The following is an 18,049-nucleotide window of genomic DNA, read 5'->3' as shown; positions in this document are numbered from 1 at the left end:
GGCAGCGGGTCTTCAGGCATAATTCCGCCGATTAATTGACTTGAACTGAAGCTGGAGGAAAGCAAATGAAAGCCGTGCGATGCAAGGATTGGGGCCCGATCGATAGCCTGGTGATCGAGGACCTGCCGGACCTCGTGCCCGGCGCGGGCGAGGTGGTGGTCGACGTGAAGGCGGCCGGTGTGAACTTCCCGGACGTGCTGACCGTGCAGGGCAAGTACCAGGTGCGCCCGGAACTGCCGTTCACGCCGGGTAACGAGTTCGCCGGCACCGTGCGCGCCGTCGGCCCGGGTGTGACCGCCTTTGCACCGGGCCAGCAGGTGATTGGCTTTACCCGCACCGGGGCGTTTGCCGAACAGGCGCTTGCGCCAGTGGAGGCGCTGATGCCGATGCCGCCCGGGATGGACTTCGACACCGCCGCGGCGATTACCCTCACCTATGGCACCTCGCACCATGCGGTGGTGGACCGCGGCGCCCTGCAGGCTGGCGAAACCATGCTGGTGCTGGGCGCGGCCGGCGGCGTGGGGCTGGCGGCGATCGAGATCGGCAAGGCGCTGGGCGCGCGCGTGATCGCGGCGGCGTCGAGCGACGAGAAGCTGGCGATCTGCCGCGCGCATGGGGCGGACGCCGTCATCAATTACGAGAAGGAAGACTTGCGCGAAGCGCTCAAGGCGGCAACGGGCGGGCGCGGGCCGGACGTGATCTACGATCCGGTCGGCGGGCGCTACAGCGAGCCGGCGCTGCGCTCGATCGCCTGGCGCGGGCGGCACCTGGTGGTCGGATTTGCGGCCGGCGAGATTCCGAAGCTGCCGTGGAACCTGATGCTCCTGAAAGGCGCCTCGGTGGTGGGCGTGTTCTGGGGGGATCTCGTGCGGCGCGAGCCGCAAGCGAACCTGGCGGCGATGCGGCAGATGCTGGGGTGGATGGCGGAGGGGAAGCTCAAGCCGCTGGTCTCCAGGCGCTATGCGTTGGCGGAGACGGCGCAGGCCTTGAATGATATGGCGGCGCGCAAGGTCGTGGGCAAGATTGTCATCACCCCGTAGGGTGGGCGGGTCTTCCCGCCCGCGCGTTCAACGCACCCGTGCAAACCACGGAGCGGGCCATCAAACGGCATTTGAACGCGCGGTCGGCGAAGCCGACCACCCTACGCCGGCGGCTTGAAAAACTCGATCACTTCCGACTGCACGCGCGTGCGCTTGAACGGCGGCAAACTCTGCCAGATCCGCCGTCCATACGGCTTGGTAATCAGGCGCGGATCGCAAATCATCAGCACACCCCGATCGTCCACGTCGCGAATCAAGCGCCCTGCCCCCTGCTTGAGCGTGATGATCGCTTCCGGCAGCTGGTGGTGCATGAAGCCGTTCATGCCCTGCTTTTCCATGACCTCGATGCGCGCGGCCAGTACCGGGTCGTCCGGCGGGGCAAACGGCAGCTTGTCGATGATCACCAGGGAAAGCGCTTCGCCGCGCACGTCCACGCCTTCCCAGAAACTCTGGCTGCCCACCAGCACCGCGTTGCCGGCGGTGCGGAAGGAATCGAGCAGTTCGGTGCGTCCACGCTCGCCCTGCACGAACAGCGGGAAGTCCAGCCCGCGCTCGGCAAATTCCGTGCGCAGGCGCTCGGCCACCTTGTTCACTGCGCGAATCGTCGTGCACAGGAAGAAGGTGCGCCCGCCCGCGGCCTCGATGACCGGCAGCGCGATGTCGACCACGGCATCGGTGTAGTGCATCGAGTTCGGTTCCGGCAGGCCGGTCGGCACATACAGAATGCCCTGCTCGCCGTAGTTGAAGGGGCTCGGCCAGGTCATGGCCGGCTCGCCGGTCAGGCCCATCTGCTCGGAGAAATGCTTGAAGTCGTTCTTCACCGCCAGCGTGGCCGAGGTGAAGATCCAGCTGCGCGGCGTGCCTTCGCGCTGGCTCGAGAAGATCGGCGCGATCGACAGCGGCGTCTTGTGCAGCTGCAGCGAGGACGAGAAAGCCTCGACCCACAGCACCGCCTCGTCGCCTTCGACGACCTTGCCTTTCTTTGGGTCGGCCTTCCAGGCTTCGTAGGAAGCAGCCAGTTCCAGCGCGCGCACGCGGCAGGCTTCGACGGTCTCGGCGCGCGCGGCGTGTTCTTCCAGCACCGTGATCATGCCGGAGAGTTCTTCTTTGAGCTTGGCCAGCGCCGGGAAGAAGCTTGATGTCGGCAAGACCTGCGGCAGCGACAGGCGAGTGCTACCTTCCGGGAAGGTCAGACGCAGGTCGCGCGCGGCCTTTTCGACCACCGTGACGACCTTGCCCCAATCGGGCCCACGCGCATGCGCCAGGCCTTCGGCCAGCACGTCGCGGCACAGTTCCAGCACCTGCGCAGTCGAGACCGAGGTGCCGAAGAACAGCGTGGCGGTGTCGGGCAGCTGATGCGCCTCGTCGAAGATGATGGTGTTGGCCGACGGCAGCAGCTCGGCCACGCCGGTGTCCTTCAGGGCCACGTCGGCGAAGAACAGGTGGTGGTTGACCACCACCACGTCTGCCTGTTGCGCTTCGCGGCGCGCCTTCATCACGAAGCAGTCCTGGTAGTACTGGCATTCGGCGCCCATGCAGGTGTCGCGGGTCGAGGTGACCAGGTTCCACACGGTCGCGGTTTCCGGCACCTTGGCCAGCTCGGCCTTGTCGCCCGAATTGGTCATCTTGATGAAGCGCGAGATCTCGCGCAGGTGGCCGACGTCGTCGCGCGAGGTCAGGCGGCCGTTGGAGAGCGTGCGTTCCAGGTGGAAGTGGCAGACGTAGTTCGAGCGGCCCTTGAGCAGCGCCACCGAGACCGGCGCGCGCAAGGCGGCGCGGATGGTCGGGATGTCGCGCAAAAACAACTGGTCCTGCAGGTTCTTGGTGCCGGTCGAGATGATGGTCTTGCCGCCCCACAGCAGCGCGGGGACCAGGTAGGCGAAGGTCTTGCCGGTGCCGGTACCGGCCTCGGCCATCAGGACTTTCTGGTCGGCCATGGCCTGGGCGACAGCCTTGGCCATTTCAGTCTGGGCCTGGCGCGGCTTGAAGGTGCCGACGGCGGGCGCGAGCGGGCCGCCCGCGCCGAATAAACGGTCGAGCTCGTCGTCGTACTTGCCGGGCGGGTGGACGCTGGCGGGAAGGACGTCACCCTGCGGCGGCGCCGTGTCCGCCGGCCCGGCGGCTGGAACAGATGCGGGGAGATGGTCGGTCAAAATGCGTGTTTCTTCGTAGCCGTTATGTCGGCGAATGGGTTCAGGCTGGAATGTCGGGAACCAGCTGCATCTTCAGCAGCGTAATATGATCCTTGAGCTGCAGCTTACGCTTTTTCAAACGGCGCAGCTGGAGCTGGTCGCCATGGCCGTCCGCGGTCAGCATCGAAATGACGGCATCGAGGTCGCGGTGTTCCACGTCGAGTTCGATGATGCGGCGCTGGAGGTCCTGGACGTCGGTCATGATTGCTGTTCCAAACAGTTCTGTTCAAAAGCGTTTGCGGGAAAAAGGACGGTGCGCCTGGGCGCGTAGCCGGGCACGGGAGCATGCCGGCGTGTGTTCGGCTTGCAACACCACGGCTTCTCGGTGCATAGTTTAATCTACGCTGAGGTTGCCGCCAACAAAGTTCGGCGCGGGCGCTACGGAAACACACGTTTATGACACCATACAAGATCGAAGCGGGAACCGCGCAACACATCGGCAACCGTCCGCAGCAGAACGACCGCATCGCCCTGCTTACCGGCGCCCGTGCGCCCGGCTACATGCTGGCGGTGCTGTCGGACGGCATTGCCAGCGCCGCAGCCTCCGAGCAGGTGCTGCACACGGCGCGCCAGGTCTTCGACGAATTCAAGCCGGGCGACCACGCTTCGATCGACCGTATCGCCCAGCTGCTGCGCGACATCGTCAGCGAAACCCACCTCATCATCAAGATGAACGCCCTCACCTCCCAGGTCGAGGCGCATGCCAGCTTCGTCGGGCTCGTATTGACGCCGCACGGCGAGGCGGTGTGGGGGCATGTGGGCGATTCGCGCCTGTATCACTTCCAGGACGGCAAACCGGTATCGCGCACCAGCGACGCCGACTATGTGCAGCACCTGGTGGCCAGCGACCGCCTGCCGGAAGACGCGGCAAAAAACCACCGCAAGTCCAAACTGCTGCTCAACATCCTCGGCAACAGCCGCAAGGAGCCGTTCGTGGCCATCGGCAGCAGCACGGGGATGGGCCCGGGCGACAGCTTTCTGCTGTGCTCGGACGGCCTGTGGCATTTCTTCACCGACGCGGAACTGGCGGCGGCGATCGGCCGCGCCTCGCCACGGCAGGCGTCCGAGATGCTGATCGACAAGGCGGCGGAACGGTCCCAGGGCAAGGGCGGGAACTGCACGATGGGGATCGTGAAGCTGGTGAAGACGGTGCAGGATGGGACGGCCGCCCGGATCGAGCGGCCCGTGTAAGCGCTGCCGGCCGGGCCGGCATGCCCGGGTTCCTTACTTCCCGGCTGGTGCGGCAGGCGCTGCCCGCTTCGCCGCAGCCTTCGCCTCGCGTTCGGCCTTGCGGGCCGCGACGTCGCGCTGGCGCTGCTCGGACTTGCGCTTGCGTTCTTCGAAGGCGGCGGCATTGGCTGCCGCCTTCGCCGCTTCTTGCGGCGCGCGGGCGGCGGCTTCCTGGGCCTTGGCATTGCGGCGCGCGATGCGCGAGGCCGCCGGCGACGGCCTCGGTGGTGGCACGGCCGTGGTGTCGCGCGGCGGCGCCGGCGCCTTAGCGGCCAGTGCGGCTTCTTCGGCCTTGTATTCGGCGTCGGCGGCGGCGATCTCGCGGTCGCGCTCATCCACTTTCAGGCGGCGCTTGAAGCGCTCGGCCTCGATCTCGATATTGCGCTGCGCGACCAGGGCCGCGCGGCGGCGTTCCTTGGCCTCGTCGAGGCAGCTGTTCACGAAGAATTTTTCATAGCAGACCGCCTCGCGCTCGGCAAAGCGCGCTTCGATCGACGCGCGCTCGATGGCGACGGCGGCAAGGCGCGCATCGGCCTGGGCGCTCGACGTACTCGGCTCGACCGCGGCCACCGAGGGGCCCGGCTCGGTCGTCGCGCATGCGGCGAGAACGAGCGCCGCAGCGAAGGTGACTACGCCGCGCAATACTGGATGAATCGTCATGGATGTCCTTTTCGTTCGATCAGGCGATGGCGTCCGCCGCGCCGCGCCGCTCGGCGAGCATGTACTCGCGCGATTGCATTTCAATGATACGCGAGACGGTGCGGTGGAATTCGTTTGCCAGCATACCCTGGGTGTACAGCTCCTCCGGCTCCACTGCCGCCGACATGATCAGCTTGACCTTGTGGTCGTAGAATACGTCGATCAGCCAGGTGAAGCGGCGCGCCTCCGACGACTGCCCGGCCGACATCGCCGGGATGCTGGAGAGGACCACGGTGTGGAAGCGCGTCGCCAGTTCGAGGTAATCGTTCTGCGAGCGCGGGCCGCCGCACAGGGTCGCGAAATCGAACCAGATCACGCCGCCGGCGCGGCGCAGCGCGCGGATCTCGCGGTTCTCGATGTGCACGATCGGGTGTTCGTCGGCGGTGTCGGCCACCTTCGCATAGGCTTCGCGCAAGGCGTGGTCCGAGGCGGCATTGAGCGGCGTGTAATAGGCCTCGACCTGCTCGAGCGCGCGCTTGCGGTAGTCGTTGCCGGCATCGACATTGAGCACGTCCAGCTTGTCCTTGAGCAGCGCGATGGTCGGCAGCATGCGGTCGCGGTGCAGGCCGTCCGGGTAGAGCGTGGACGGCTCGTAGTTCGAGGTCATCACGAAGCTCACGCCGTTGGCGAACAGGGCGGACAGCAGGTTATACAGGATCATCGCGTCGGCGATGTCGGAGACGTGGAATTCGTCGAAGCAGATCAGGCGGTATTTCCTGGCGATGCGCTTGGCGACTTCGTCGAGCGGATCGGCCACGCCTTTGAGTTCGTCGAGCTGGCCGTGCACGGCGCGCATGAATTCGTGGAAGTGCAGGCGCGTCTTGCGCACCACCGGCACCACCGAATAGAAGGAGTCCATCAGGAAGGACTTGCCGCGCCCCACTCCGCCCCACATGTAGACGCCTTTCGGCACGTCCGGGCGGTTGATCAGGCGCTTGAAAGCGGACGACCGCTGGGCCTTGTACCCGACCCAGTCGTCGTACGCCTGCTGCAGGCGGTCCACCGCGGCCTGTTGGGCCGGGTCGGACGTGAAGCCGCGCTCGGTGAGAGCGTGCTGATAGTACTCTTGAACGTTCATAGTGGGATGCTGTTAACGTAGGGTGGGCGGCTCCGCCGCCCGCGCGTTCAATTCACGTATCCCGGCCCGCTCCGTGGCGTGCATCGTTACGTTGAACGCGCGGGCGGCAGAGCCGCCCACCCTACGGATAAACCTTAGAAATTCAGCGAACGCTTGTCCACCGCCAGCGCGGCTTCCTTCACTGCTTCCGACAGCGACGGGTGCGCGTGGCAGATGCGGGCGATGTCTTCCGACGAGGCCTTGAATTCCATCGCGACCACGGCTTCCGAGATCAGCTCCGATGCGACCGGGCCGACGATGTGCACGCCCAGGATTTCATCGGTGACGGCATCGGCCAGGAATTTCACCATGCCCGAGGTGTCGCCCAGCGCGCGCGCACGGCCGTTGGCCATGAACGGGAAGGTGCCGGCCTTGTAGGATACGCCTTCGGCTTTCAGCTGCTGCTCGGTCTTGCCGACCCACGCGATTTCCGGCGAGGTGTAGATCACCCACGGAATCGTGTTGAAGTTGACGTGGCCATGCTGGCCGGCGATACGCTCGGCAACCGCAACGCCTTCTTCTTCGGCCTTGTGCGCCAGCATCGGGCCGCGCACGACGTCGCCGACTGCCCACACGCCCGGCAGGCTGGTGCGGCATTCGTCATCGACCACCACGAAGCCGCGCTCGTCGAGCTGCAGGCCGACCGCTTCGCCATTCAGGCCAATGGTGTTCGGCACGCGGCCGATCGAGATGATCAGGCGGTCGAAGGTGGCTTTCTGCGCCGCGCCGGTGCTGTCGGCGTATTCGACGGTGACGTCGTTGGCGCCCTTGGTGATCGCACCGATCTTGCAGCCCAGGTTGATTGTCAGGCCCTGCTTGGTGAACAGCTTGTGCGCTTCCTTGGCGATCTGCTCGTCGACCGCACCGAGGAAGGTCGGCAGGCCTTCGAGTACGGTGACGTCGGCGCCGACACGGCGCCACACCGAACCCATTTCCAGGCCGATGACGCCGGCGCCGATCACGCCCAGTTTCGATGGCACGGCTTCGATGGCCAATGCACCGGCGTTCGACAGGATCAGCTTCTCGTCGAACTCGGCGCCAGGCAGCTGGCGTGCGTTCGAGCCGGTCGCGATGACGACGTTTTTCGCGCTCAGGGTCTCTGTGGTCGGGCCGGTCACGTTGATGGTGTAGCCACCTTCCGCCTTGCCGGCGAAGGCGCCGCGGCCGTGGAAGAAGCTGACCTTGTTCTTCTTGAACAGGAACAGGATGCCGTCGTTGTTCTGCTTGACGATGGTGTCTTTGCGCTTGAGCATGGTGCCCAGGTCGAGCTCGAGGCCCGAGACCTTGATGCCGTGGTCGGCGAAGGCGTGGCCGGCGTGCTCGAAGTGCTCCGACGACTGCAGCAGCGCCTTCGACGGAATACAGCCGACGTTGGTGCAGGTGCCGCCCGGGGCCGGCTTGCCTGCGGCATTGCTCCACTCGTCGACGCAGGCGACCTTGAAGCCCAGCTGCGCTGCACGGATGGCGGCGATGTAACCGCCAGGACCGCCGCCGATCACGACGACGTCAAATTGTTTGTCACTCATGTTGTTAATTCCTTGATTGGTCGAGCCACGGCCAGGCGGCCGCATCGCACCGTTTTATTCTTCGGGAACAAAAATCCACAACAGCAGGTAAATCGCGATACCGAACCCGAAGGTCAGGGTGAACAGCGCGAACACCAGGCGCCAGACCCAGGAATCGACTCCCGAGACCTGGGCCAGACCGCCGCACACGCCACCCAGCCAGCGGTCGGTGCGCGAACGGCGCAGGGTGCTCAGCTCACCGCTGAGGGTGCCGTCGCCCTTGCTCAGGTTCACACCCGGACCGGCTAGGTTGGCGGACGACAGCACCCGCGTCTTGGCTTGTTCGAATTCGGCGTCGCTCAGCGCGCCGGCCTGGTGCAGCTCGTGCAGCCGCTTGATTTCGTCCGACAGGTTCATGCCTTACTCCTTCCAAACGTGCCTGCACGGCGCTCCCAAGCGGCGCGCCCCGCGGGTTGTGAATTACAGGTCGAGCAGCAGGCGGGCCGGATCTTCCAGCGCGTCCTTCATGGCGACCAGGGCCAGCACGGCTTCGCGGCCGTCGATGATGCGGTGGTCGTACGACATCGCCAGGTAGTTCATCGGGCGGATGACGATCTGGCCGTTCTCGACGACGGCGCGGTCCTTGGTCGCGTGCACGCCCAGGATGGCCGACTGCGGCGGGTTGATGATCGGGGTCGACAGCATCGAACCGAAGGTGCCGCCGTTCGAGATCGAGAAGGTACCGCCGGTCAGGTCTTCCAGGGTCAGCTTGCCTTCCTTGGCTTTCTGGCCGAATTCACCGATCTTCTTTTCGATCTCGGCGATCGACATCTGGTCGGCGTTGCGCAGGATCGGCACCACCAGGCCGCGTGGCGAACCGACCGCGATACCGATGTCGAAATAGCCGTGGTAGACGATGTCGTTGCCGTCGACCGAGGCGTTCACGATCGGGTATTTCTTCAGTGCGGCAACCGCTGCCTTGACGAAGAAGGACATGAAGCCCAGCTTGACGCCGTGTTCTTTCTCGAACTTGTCCTTGTACTTCGCGCGCAGGTCCATGACCGGGGCCATGTTCACTTCGTTGAAGGTGGTCAGGATGGCGTTGGTCGACTGCGACTGCAGCAGGCGCTCGGCGATACGGGCGCGCAGGCGGCTCATCGGCACGCGCTCTTCCGGACGGTCGCCCAGGTTGGCCACTGGTGCGGCGACTTGCTGCAGCGCCGGTTTAGCGGCGGCTGGCGCCGGTGCAGCTGCAGCAGCAGGCTTGTTCGCAACTGCGGCCAGGGCGTCGCCCTTGGTCACGCGGCCGTCACGGCCCGAGCCGTCCATGCCGGCAGCAGTCATGTTGTTGTCGGCCAGGATCTTGGCGGCGGCAGGCATCGCGACGCCGGCCATCGAGCCTCCGGTGGTGGCGGCAGCTGGAGCAGCTTCGATCGGTGCGTTCGGGGCGGCCGACGGGATGGGCTTCACTTCCAGCGGGCTGGTCTGGGCCGAGGCTTCGGTGTCGATGATGGCGATGACTTCGCCGGCGACGACGGTGGCGCCGTCGGCCTTGAGCAGTTGCACGATCACGCCCGCGCCCGGCGCCGGCAGTTCAAGGACCACCTTGTCGGTTTCGATGTCGATCATGTTTTCGTCGCGCGCGACCGGCTCGCCGACTTTCTTGTGCCAGGACAGCAGGGTCGCTTCTGCAACCGACTCCGACAGGACGGGGACCTTGACTTCGATTTGTGCCATTTTGTATTAACTCCGATGTGTATTTATTCTGTGCAAAAGCCCCGAACCGAGGTCCGGGGCAGTGGGTGCTTTACTTGGTCAGGATGAAACCCTTGAGCTTGGAGAACGCGGTATCGAGCAGTTCCTTCTGCTGCGCCACGTGCTTGTCGGCATAGCCGACGGCAGGGGACGCCGATGCCGGGCGGCCGGCGTAGGCCAGGCGCTGGCCATCTTCCAGGCTTTCGAAGATGTTGTGCTGGATCTGGAACCACGGACCCTGGTTCTGCGGCTCGTCCTGCACCCATACCACCTCAAGCGCGTTGGGGAATTTCTTCATCTCGGCGGCGAACGACTTGTGCGGGAACGGATACATCTGCTCCATGCGCACGATGGCGGTATCGAGCGTGCCACGGGTCTTGCGGGTGTTGACCAGGTCATAGTAAACCTTGCCCGAGCAGACCAGCACGCGCTTGACCTTCGACGCATCGATCTTCTCGTCCACTTCGCCGATTACGGTCTGGAAACCGCCCTTGGCCAGGTCGGTCAGCGGCGAGCCGGCGTCCTTGTTACGCAGCAGCGACTTCGGCGTGAAGATCACCAGCGGCTTGCGGAACTGGCGCACCATCTGGCGGCGCAGCAGGTGGAAGATCTGGGCGGCGGTGGTCGGCTGCACCACTTGCATGTTGTTGTCGGCGCACAGCTGCAGGAAGCGCTCGATACGGGCCGACGAGTGCTCCGGACCCTGGCCTTCGTAGCCGTGCGGGAGCATCATGACCAGACCGGAGGCGCGGCCCCATTTCACTTCGCCAGAGGCGATGAACTGGTCGATGACCACTTGCGCGCCGTTGACGAAGTCGCCGAACTGGGCTTCCCAGATGGTGAGGGTATTCGGTTCGGCGGTCGAGAAGCCGTATTCGAATGCCAGCACCGCTTCTTCCGACAGCACCGAGTCGATCACGGTGAAGTTGGCCTGGTTGTCCGAGACGTTGGCCAGCGGCAGGTAGATGCCCTGGTCCCAGCGCTCGCGGTTCTGGTCGTGCAGCACGGCGTGACGGTGCACGAACGTACCGCGGCCGGCGTCCTGGCCCGACAGGCGGATCGCATAGCCCGACGACAGCAGCGAAGCGAACGCGAGGTGCTCGCCCATGCCCCAGTCGAGGTTGACTTCGCCCTTGCCCATGTTGGCGCGGTCGTTCAGCACTTTATCGACCAGCGAGTGCGGCTTGAAGTCTTCCGGCACCCTGGTGATGCGCTCGGCCAGGCGCTTGAGTTCCGTCATCGGCACGGCGGTATCGGCCGCGTCGGTCCACTTCTTGTTCAGGAAAGGCGCCCAGTCGACGGCGTACTTGTTCTTGAAGTTGGTCAGCACCGGATCGACCGTGTGCTTGCCAGCGTCCATCGCATCGCGGAACTGGGCGACCAGCTGGTCGCCAGCATCAAGGGCGATGGTGCCCTGCGCAGTCAGCTTCTCCGCGTACAGCTTGCGGGTGCCCGGGTGCTTGGCGATCTTCTTGTACATCAGCGGCTGGGTCAGCGCAGGCGTGTCCTGCTCGTTGTGGCCCAGCTTGCGGTAGCAGACGATGTCGACGACGACGTCCTTGCCGAATTCGGTGCGGTAGTCCATCGCGATCTGCGAGGCCAGCACGACCGCTTCCGGATCGTCGGCGTTCACGTGCAGCACCGGTGCTTCGATCATCTTGACGACGTCCGAGCAGTACAGCGTGGAGCGCGCATCGCGCGGGTCCGAGGTGGTGAAGCCGATCTGGTTGTTGATGACGATGTGGACGGTGCCGCCGGTGCCGTAGCCGCGGGTCTGGGCCAGGTTCAGGGTTTCCATGACCACGCCCTGGCCGGCGAATGCTGCGTCGCCGTGCACCAGGATCGGCAGCACTTCCTTGCCCTTGCGGTCGCCGCGGCGTTCCATGCGCGCCTTGACCGAACCCTCGACGACCGGGTTCACGATTTCCAGGTGCGATGGGTTGAAGGCCAGCGACAGGTGGACCGGGCCGCCCGGGGTCGAGATATCGCTCGAGAAGCCCTGGTGGTATTTGACGTCGCCCGACGGCAGGTCGTCGGCGTGCTTGCCTTCGAATTCTTCGAACAGGTCGGCCGGCGACTTGCCCAGGGTGTTGACCAGCACGTTCAGGCGGCCGCGGTGGGCCATGCCGATGACGATCTCCTGCACGCCCTTTTCACCGGCGCGCTGGATCACTTCGTCCATCGAGGCGATGAAGGATTCGCCGCCTTCCAGCGAGAAGCGCTTGGCGCCGACATACTTGGTGTGGAGGTAGCGTTCCAGGCCTTCGGCCGCGGTCAGGCGCTCGAGGATGTGCTTCTTTTTCTCGGCGTTGAAGCTTGGGGTCGAACGGGTGCTCTCCAGGCGTTCCTGCAGCCAGCGCTTTTCGGTCGGGTCGCTGATATACATGAACTCGGCGCCGATCGAGCGGCAGTAAGTATCACGCAGCATGTTCAGGATGTCGCGCAGGGGCGCGGTTTCCTTGCCGAAGTAGGTATTGCTGATGTTGAAGACGGTGTCGAGGTCCGCTTCGGTGAAGCCGTAGAAGCTCGGGTCGAGTTCCGGCAGTGGCGGACGTTCCTGGCGCTGCAGCGGATCCAGGTTGGCCCAGCGCGAGCCGAGGTAGCGGTAGGCGGCGATCAGCTGGGTGACGGCGACGCGCTTGCGGCCGAGTTCAGCGTCGGTCGAGGCGACCACGGTGCGGATCGGGCCCTGCTTGGCGCGCTCGGCGAACGAGGCGACCACGGACGAGTGGACCACGTCGGAACGGTTCGAGCCGTCGACGGCCGGCACGTTCTGCATCTGGTCGAAATAGGCGCGCCAGTTCTCCGGGACCGAGCCTGGATTGTTCAGGTACGCTTCGTATAACTCTTCCACATACGGCGCATTACCGCCGAACAGGTACGAGTTCGCATTCTGTTGCTGCATCATTCTTGCTCACCTTTCTTCGCGCTTCGCGAATTATTGGGCGGGTTCAGGTAACCTTCCGCGACACGGCCTGACCGGTTAGCGGATCGCACTACTACTCAAGTTGTGGGGAAGGACGTATTTCTATGGGCAATCGGACACTCTACTGCCAATTAGCGCACGTTATTGTAACGCAAGCTCACAGGCAAGGCAGACCATGCGCCCAGAATTAATTTGTTTCCGTATGTAAAGAACACACCCTGTGGTTGACCCAGTAAATGATAATCGTTATCATTTAATGATGAGCTCAACCGGAACTTCGCCTCCTGCATCTGCCGCGCCCGCCTCTGCCCTGCCGGGCGCACGGCGCGCCGTCTTCCTTAAACAGTTGCATCAATGGCACTGGATCAGCTCGGCCATCTGCCTGATGGCCATGCTGCTGTTCAGCTTTACCGGTTTCACCCTGAACCACGCGGCCCAGATCGAGTCCAGGCCGGTCGTGACCCGGCTGAAAGCCGAGCTGCCGGAGCCGCTGCGCGTCCAATTGGAAGCTTATGCTGCCGGACACGCCGATGCCGAAGTGCCGCTGCCGAGCGAGCTGGCCGACTGGGTGGGCGGCGCCTTCCCGGTCGACGTGCGCGGCAAGCGCGCCGAGTGGAGCGAGGAAGACGCCTATATCGCCCTGCCCCGCCCGGGCGGCGACGCCTGGCTGCGCATCGCCGCCGACGGTGCGGCCGAATACGAACGGACCGACCGCGGCTGGATCTCCTGGCTCAACGACATGCACAAGGGCCGCAATACCGGCACCGTGTGGAGCTGGTTCATCGACATCTTCGCGCTTGCCTGCGTGGTGTTCTGCATCACCGGCTTTCTGATCATGAAATACCATGCGGCCAACCGGCCCGCGACCTGGCCGGTGATTGGGCTCGGGATCGTGCTGCCGGCGGTGCTGGCGCTGCTGTTCGTGCATTGATTTATTTGCTTGGCTTCTAGTTACCCCCTCATATATAAGGCGAACTAATGAAACTGTCCCACTCGCTCGCACTGAGCCTGCCACTCGCATCCGGCTGGGCCGTCGCTGCCGACCTGTCCGTGAAGTTCGAACTGCCGCAGCTGAACGTGGCCGAGTACCACAAGCCCTATGTCGCGATCTGGATCGAAAAGGCCGACGGCGGCGTCGCCTCGAACCTGGCGGTGCTGTACGACGTCAAGAAGAAGGACAAGGGCGGCGAGAAATGGGTCAAGGACCTGCGCACCTGGTGGAGGAAAGCCGGGCGCGACGTCCAGCTGCCGATGAACGGCGTCAGCGGGGCCACCAAGGCCGCGGGCAGCCACACGATGAACTTCGCCGGCGCAACGAGCAAACTGCCGGCCGGCGAATACAAGCTGGTCGTGGAAGCGGCGCGCGAAGCGGGTGGCCGCGAAGTCGTGCGCGTGCCCTTCACGCTCCCGGCCAAGGGCAAGCTGGCGGCGAACGCCGCGGGCAAGGAAGAACTCGGCACAGTTGCCATCGCAATTCAATAACAGCTTCCGGAGACCACGATGCACCACCTCGTCAAGAAGACCGTCCTCGCCCTCGCCCTGGCCGGCGTCTCGCTCGCCGCCAGCGCCCACCGCGGCTGGATCCTGCCTTCCACCACCTTCGTGGAGAAGGAAGAAGCCTGGGTCACGCTCGACGGCGCCATCTCGGAAGGCCTGTTCGAGTTCGACCACGTCCCGCTGCGCATGGAAAACGTCACCGTGACCGATCCGGACGGCGCCACCAGCCCCCTCACCGGCGCCGTGCTGGGCAAGGTCCGCTCCACGGTCGACCTGCGCCTGCCGAAGGACGGCACCTATCGCATCGCCATGGTCAACCGCCAGGTAATGGGCAGCTACAAGCTCAACGGCGAAGTCAAGCGCTTCCGCGGTACGGAGGCGAGCGTGGCCAAGGAAATCCCGGCCGGGGCCGTCGAAGTGGAAAAATCGACCACCCACGCCCGCCTGGAAACCTTCGTCTCCGCCAACAAGCTGTCCAATGGCGCGCTCAAGCCGAGCGGCGAAGGCCTGGAACTGGTCCCGGTCACCAATCCGAACGACCTGCGTGCCGGCGAGACGGCCAAGTTCCGCTTCCAGCTCGATGGCAAGCCGCTGCCAAACTTCCCGTTCTCGCTGGTGCCGGGCGGCGTCAAGTTCCGCGGCACCATCGGCGAGATCCGCGTCGTCACCGATGCCAGGGGCGAAGCCAGCTTCAAGCTGCCCGAGCCGAACCGCTACTGGCTCAGCGCCAGGTTCCCGGTCGAGCAGGCCAAGGGACCGGGCGAGCCGGGTTCGCGCCGCTACGCCTACTCGGCCACGCTCGAAGTGCTGCCGGAGTAAAGCCCGCATGCGCGACGTCCTGGTTCCGCTCGATATCGAACTGGTCCTGCCGCCCCTGGGCAGCAGGCTGCGCCGTGCGGCGGGCCAGGCGATGGGCACGGACTGGTCGGCGCAGATGATCGTGCCGAACGGGGTCACGGCCGACCTGAACGCGGCGCTGCGCCGGGAGCTCGACGAGATCGTCGCGCAGATGAGCCATTGGGCCGAAGACTCCCTGCTCGCGCGCTACAACCGGGCCCCTGGCGGCAGCTGGCACGCGCTGCCGCCGCAGTTTTTCGAGGTGATCGATTTCGCGCTGCAGGTGCATGACGACACCGGCGGCGCCTACGATCCGGCCGCCGGCACGCTCGTCAACCTGTGGGGCTTCGGTCCCAGGGGCCGCTACGACCAGGCCGGCTTTCATGCGCCTTCGCCTGAATCCGTCACGGCGGCGCTCGCGGCGCGCGCCGGCAGCACGCCACAGCTCGACCGCGCCGGCCGGCGCCTGCTGCAGCCGGGCGGCGCGCTCCTCGATCTTTCCTCGGTTGCCAAAGGCTATGCGGTGGACCGCCTCGGGCTCTGTCTGGCGCGCCACGGCGTCAAGCACTACCTGGTGGAAGTGGGCGGCGAATTGCGCGGTGCCGGCGTCAAGCCGGGGGGCGATCCGTGGTGGATCGAGATCGAAGGCGTGCCCGATGCCGCCGCCGCGATGCAGCCGATCGTCGCGCTGCACGGCCTGGCGATCGCCACCTCGGGCGACTACCGCAGCTATTACCAGTACGGCCCACGGCGCGCCTCGCACACGCTCGATCCGCGCACAGGCCAGCCGATCGACAACGCGGTCGCCTCGTGCACGGTGGTGGCCAACACCTGCATGGCGGCCGATGCGCTGTCCACCGCCCTGGGCGTGATGGGTCGTGACGCCGGCATCGCCTTTGCCGACGCACGCGGCATCGCGGCGCGCTATCTGCTGCGCCGCGACGGCGCCCTGCTGGAAGCCACGTCAAGCGCCTGGCGCGAACTGCTGCAATGATGACGATCGACCCCGTACGCTGGGGCAGTGCGCTGGCCCTGTTCGCCGCTTACCTCGGCATGTGCCTGGCGATCTGGCGCGCCCGCGACGCCGGGATCAGCCGCCGCCGCATGGCCCGCGCCGGCAGCGCCGACTGGCTGGTGGCGTACGCCAGCCAGACCGGCAGCGCCGAATACCTGGCCGATCGCACCGCGGCCCTGCTGGCCACCGGCGGCCTGTCGGCGCGCGCGGTGTGCCTGTCCGATCTCGACGCCGCGGCGCTGTCTTCCAGCTCACGCATCCTGTTCATCGCCAGCACCTATGGCGAAGGCGACGCCCCCGACAGCGGCGCGCGCTTTTCCAGCATCACGATGGCCGGCGCCCCGCCGCTCGCGCACCTGCACTACGCGGTGCTGGCATTGGGCGACAGCACCTATACCAATTACTGCGGCTTCGGCCGCGCCCTCGACGGCTGGCTCGCGGCGCGCGGCGCCACGCCCCTGTTCGAGCGCATCGATGTCGACCGTGGCGACGCCGCGGCGCTCGCCGAATGGCAGCACCAGGTCGGGCGCCTGGCCGGCACCAGCGACGCCCCCGATTGGGAAGCGCCGGCCTATGGCGACTGGCGCATCGCCAGCCGCCTGCTGGCCAATCCCGGCAGCGCCGGCGCCCCGCTCTACCGGATCGCGCTGGTCGCCGTCGACGGCGCCCTGCCCGCTTGGGAGGCCGGCGACCTGGCCCAGGTGAGCGTGCCGCTCGACCCGGACCATCCGCGCGAATACTCGATCGCCTCGCTGCCGTCCGAGGAGCAGCTGACCTTGCTGGTGCGGTTGCAGGTCCGCGACGACGGCAGCCTGGGCGCGGCATCCGGCTGGCTGTGCGAGGGCGCGGCAGCGGGCGACGTGATCCGCCTGCGCATCCGCGCCCACCAGCGCTTCCGCCTGAACGGCAACGCGGCGCGACCCCTCATCGCCATCGGCAACGGCAGCGGCCTGGCCGGCCTGCGCGCCCTGCTCAAGGCGCGCATCGATTGCGGCCGCGGCGACAACTGGCTGCTGTTCGGCGAACGCAATGCCGCGCACGATTTTCTGTGCCGCGAAGAGCTGCAGGGCTGGCTGGCGTCAAGCGCCCTGGCGCGGCTCGATCTCGCGTTCTCGCGCGACCAGGCGACGGCAAGGTATGTGCAGCATCTGCTGCGGGAACAGGCGGACGAATTGCGCGGCTGGATAAGCCGCGGTGCGGCGATCTATGTGTGCGGGAGTTTGCAGGGCATGGCCGGGGGCGTGCACGAGGCGCTGGTGGAGGTGCTGGGTACGGAGGCGCTCGATGCGCTCACTAGCGAAGGTCGTTATCGCCGCGACGTCTACTAATCATCCGTAGGGTGAACCAACGTATGATTTTTCGGACTGCCGGCGTTTGACGTTTCCTGCAACGCCCAAGCTCCATTGTCGCGTCAACGCCACCGTAATTTGAACGCGCGGGCGGGAGAACCCGCCCACCCTACAAACGCAAGGCCGGCCCGACATAAAAAAAGCCAGCGGCGGCACCTGCGTGCACACCACCGGCCCCTCACCCAGCCGCCCTGGTTAAGGTTCCACTACGCGTCCTGCGTACGTGAAACGCTCGGCCTGCAGCCGGTGTCAATCGACCGGATCAGCGCTTGTCGTTCTTGTGGCTCTGTGCCCCGGCGCGCGCGTGCTGCTCGGGCGTGCCGCCCTGCACGCCGCGGCTGGCCTGGTTGCCACCGCCGCCGCTGCTCTGGTTATTGCCGCCGCGGCCGCTCTGCTGGCTCCCACCGCTGCCGCTTTGGTTGTTGCCGTCATTCTTGTGGCTCATCGAGCCGGCACGGCGTGCCTCTTCCGACGTGAATTCGTGGGCATTGCCGGATGCGTGGGCCGCACGGCCGCCTTCGCTGGCAATTTCGCGCTGGCGTTGCGGGTCCATCGATGCAAAGCCGCGGTTGCTGGTGTCGCTCTGCTTGCTAGCGCCCTGGTTGCCGCCTTTGTTGCCGCCTTGATTGTTCGCTGCCATGTTGCCTCCTATGCATGTTGTTCGGTAGTTCAGTAGCCCGCCAAGAACTGGCCGAGTCAGGAACATCGTAGTCGCCTCAACCGCGTGCGGCCACCCAAAGACGGCAGTAAGCTTGTAGGAGAATGCCTTGCTCGACCTGGCTTCCCGTCTGTCAAACTAAAGGCACTATTCCAAAAATATTTTGCTGCCGCGCCTTGCCTTAGAATACGGGCGAGCCTGTTCCATATAATCGAGAACAAATTATCCT

Annotated in this window: 16 protein-coding genes; 7 read left to right on the top strand and 9 right to left on the bottom strand. The window is 65.6% G+C overall.

Going from position 1 to position 18,049, the window contains the following annotated elements; all coding sequences use genetic code 11:
- The first annotated feature begins 65 nt into the window (after positions 1 to 65).
- Positions 66 to 1,040 carry an NADPH:quinone oxidoreductase family protein gene (locus AC56LR_RS11305; RefSeq protein ID WP_497130375.1) on the top strand — a complete coding sequence of 325 codons (975 nt, stop codon included), beginning with the start codon at positions 66 to 68 and terminating at the stop codon, positions 1,038 to 1,040.
- Positions 1,041 to 1,141: 101 nt separating this feature from the next.
- Here AC56LR_RS11305 and yoaA read toward each other — a convergent pair whose 3' ends face one another.
- Positions 1,142 to 3,193 (bottom strand): DNA repair helicase YoaA, encoded by a 2,052-nt coding sequence (yoaA, locus tag AC56LR_RS11300; protein ID WP_497130373.1) that lies wholly within the window; start codon positions 3,191 to 3,193, stop codon positions 1,142 to 1,144.
- Between the two features lie 40 nt (positions 3,194 to 3,233).
- Positions 3,234 to 3,434: a YdcH family protein gene (locus AC56LR_RS11295; protein ID WP_171081506.1), complete on the bottom strand. Its 201-nt coding sequence runs from the start codon at positions 3,432 to 3,434 to the stop codon at positions 3,234 to 3,236.
- Between the two features lie 194 nt (positions 3,435 to 3,628).
- Between AC56LR_RS11295 and AC56LR_RS11290 the strand changes: the two genes are divergently transcribed.
- Complete coding sequence (locus AC56LR_RS11290) at positions 3,629 to 4,423, top strand: PP2C family protein-serine/threonine phosphatase (protein WP_497130371.1); 795 nt, start codon at positions 3,629 to 3,631, stop codon at positions 4,421 to 4,423.
- A 33-nt stretch (positions 4,424 to 4,456) separates the two neighbouring features.
- Here the strand turns inward: AC56LR_RS11290 and AC56LR_RS11285 are convergent, their stop codons facing one another.
- The 6 genes from AC56LR_RS11285 to AC56LR_RS11260 form a co-directional block, all read right to left on the bottom strand.
- A complete protein-coding gene (locus AC56LR_RS11285) occupies positions 4,457 to 5,122 on the bottom strand; it encodes a hypothetical protein (RefSeq protein ID WP_497130369.1) in 666 nt (221 codons plus the stop codon).
- A 19-nt stretch (positions 5,123 to 5,141) separates the two neighbouring features.
- Positions 5,142 to 6,239 carry a cell division protein ZapE gene (zapE, locus tag AC56LR_RS11280; protein WP_497130367.1) on the bottom strand — a complete coding sequence of 366 codons (1,098 nt, stop codon included), beginning with the start codon at positions 6,237 to 6,239 and terminating at the stop codon, positions 5,142 to 5,144.
- Positions 6,240 to 6,373: 134 nt separating this feature from the next.
- Positions 6,374 to 7,804 (bottom strand): dihydrolipoyl dehydrogenase, encoded by a 1,431-nt coding sequence (gene lpdA / locus AC56LR_RS11275; RefSeq protein WP_497130365.1) that lies wholly within the window; start codon positions 7,802 to 7,804, stop codon positions 6,374 to 6,376.
- A gap of 54 nt (positions 7,805 to 7,858) precedes the next feature.
- Positions 7,859 to 8,200: a PspC domain-containing protein gene (locus AC56LR_RS11270; protein ID WP_497130364.1), complete on the bottom strand. Its 342-nt coding sequence runs from the start codon at positions 8,198 to 8,200 to the stop codon at positions 7,859 to 7,861.
- Between the two features lie 63 nt (positions 8,201 to 8,263).
- Entirely contained in the window at positions 8,264 to 9,520 is a 1,257-nt protein-coding gene (gene odhB, locus AC56LR_RS11265) for a 2-oxoglutarate dehydrogenase complex dihydrolipoyllysine-residue succinyltransferase (RefSeq protein WP_497130362.1), read from the bottom strand.
- A 70-nt stretch (positions 9,521 to 9,590) separates the two neighbouring features.
- Positions 9,591 to 12,446, bottom strand: coding sequence for a 2-oxoglutarate dehydrogenase E1 component (locus tag AC56LR_RS11260; protein WP_497130360.1), 2,856 nt, complete (start codon positions 12,444 to 12,446; stop codon positions 9,591 to 9,593).
- 277 nt (positions 12,447 to 12,723) lie between these two features.
- Here AC56LR_RS11260 and AC56LR_RS11255 point away from each other — a divergent pair, with 277 nt between their 5' ends.
- The 5 genes from AC56LR_RS11255 to AC56LR_RS11235 are packed head-to-tail and all read left to right on the top strand — an operon-like array spanning position 12,724 to position 17,141.
- Positions 12,724 to 13,395 (top strand): PepSY-associated TM helix domain-containing protein, encoded by a 672-nt coding sequence (locus AC56LR_RS11255; RefSeq protein ID WP_497130497.1) that lies wholly within the window; start codon positions 12,724 to 12,726, stop codon positions 13,393 to 13,395.
- 47 nt (positions 13,396 to 13,442) lie between these two features.
- Positions 13,443 to 13,946, top strand: a complete 504-nt coding sequence (locus tag AC56LR_RS11250) for a DUF2271 domain-containing protein (RefSeq protein ID WP_497130358.1) — start codon at positions 13,443 to 13,445, stop codon at positions 13,944 to 13,946.
- 18 nt (positions 13,947 to 13,964) lie between these two features.
- On the top strand, positions 13,965 to 14,780 hold the full coding sequence (locus AC56LR_RS11245) for a DUF4198 domain-containing protein (protein WP_497130356.1): 816 nt from the start codon (positions 13,965 to 13,967) through the stop codon (positions 14,778 to 14,780).
- A gap of 7 nt (positions 14,781 to 14,787) precedes the next feature.
- Positions 14,788 to 15,792, top strand: a complete 1,005-nt coding sequence (locus tag AC56LR_RS11240; RefSeq protein ID WP_497130355.1) for an FAD:protein FMN transferase — start codon at positions 14,788 to 14,790, stop codon at positions 15,790 to 15,792.
- Positions 15,792 to 17,141 carry a sulfite reductase subunit alpha gene (locus AC56LR_RS11235; protein WP_497130496.1) on the top strand — a complete coding sequence of 450 codons (1,350 nt, stop codon included), beginning with the start codon at positions 15,792 to 15,794 and terminating at the stop codon, positions 17,139 to 17,141. Before AC56LR_RS11240 ends, AC56LR_RS11235 begins: the two co-directional genes overlap by 1 nt.
- A 283-nt stretch (positions 17,142 to 17,424) precedes the next feature.
- Here the strand turns inward: AC56LR_RS11235 and AC56LR_RS11230 are convergent, their stop codons facing one another.
- Positions 17,425 to 17,802, bottom strand: a complete 378-nt coding sequence (locus tag AC56LR_RS11230; RefSeq protein ID WP_497130353.1) for a KGG domain-containing protein — start codon at positions 17,800 to 17,802, stop codon at positions 17,425 to 17,427.
- Positions 17,803 to 18,049: the final 247 nt, after the last annotated feature.

The sequence above is a fragment of the Telluria sp. ZT3P39 genome (genome assembly GCF_059685935.1).
The sequence above is the reverse complement of the archived record's forward strand: the minus strand, read 5'-3'. Positions and strand labels throughout refer to the sequence as shown.

Coding starts and splice junctions, on each gene's coding strand:
- AC56LR_RS11235 (WP_497130496.1), top strand. CDS start 15,792: ATGACGATCGACCCCGTACGCTGGGGCAGTGCGCTGGCCCTGTTCGCC.
- AC56LR_RS11295 (WP_171081506.1), bottom strand. CDS start 3,434: ATGACCGACGTCCAGGACCTCCAGCGCCGCATCATCGAACTCGACGTG.
- AC56LR_RS11270 (WP_497130364.1), bottom strand. CDS start 8,200: ATGAACCTGTCGGACGAAATCAAGCGGCTGCACGAGCTGCACCAGGCC.
- lpdA (WP_497130365.1), bottom strand. CDS start 7,804: ATGAGTGACAAACAATTTGACGTCGTCGTGATCGGCGGCGGTCCTGGC.
- odhB (WP_497130362.1), bottom strand. CDS start 9,520: ATGGCACAAATCGAAGTCAAGGTCCCCGTCCTGTCGGAGTCGGTTGCA.
- AC56LR_RS11290 (WP_497130371.1), top strand. CDS start 3,629: ATGACACCATACAAGATCGAAGCGGGAACCGCGCAACACATCGGCAAC.
- zapE (WP_497130367.1), bottom strand. CDS start 6,239: ATGAACGTTCAAGAGTACTATCAGCACGCTCTCACCGAGCGCGGCTTC.
- AC56LR_RS11250 (WP_497130358.1), top strand. CDS start 13,443: ATGAAACTGTCCCACTCGCTCGCACTGAGCCTGCCACTCGCATCCGGC.
- AC56LR_RS11245 (WP_497130356.1), top strand. CDS start 13,965: ATGCACCACCTCGTCAAGAAGACCGTCCTCGCCCTCGCCCTGGCCGGC.
- AC56LR_RS11240 (WP_497130355.1), top strand. CDS start 14,788: ATGCGCGACGTCCTGGTTCCGCTCGATATCGAACTGGTCCTGCCGCCC.
- AC56LR_RS11230 (WP_497130353.1), bottom strand. CDS start 17,802: ATGGCAGCGAACAATCAAGGCGGCAACAAAGGCGGCAACCAGGGCGCT.
- AC56LR_RS11260 (WP_497130360.1), bottom strand. CDS start 12,446: ATGATGCAGCAACAGAATGCGAACTCGTACCTGTTCGGCGGTAATGCG.
- AC56LR_RS11305 (WP_497130375.1), top strand. CDS start 66: ATGAAAGCCGTGCGATGCAAGGATTGGGGCCCGATCGATAGCCTGGTG.
- AC56LR_RS11285 (WP_497130369.1), bottom strand. CDS start 5,122: ATGACGATTCATCCAGTATTGCGCGGCGTAGTCACCTTCGCTGCGGCG.
- AC56LR_RS11255 (WP_497130497.1), top strand. CDS start 12,724: ATGAGCTCAACCGGAACTTCGCCTCCTGCATCTGCCGCGCCCGCCTCT.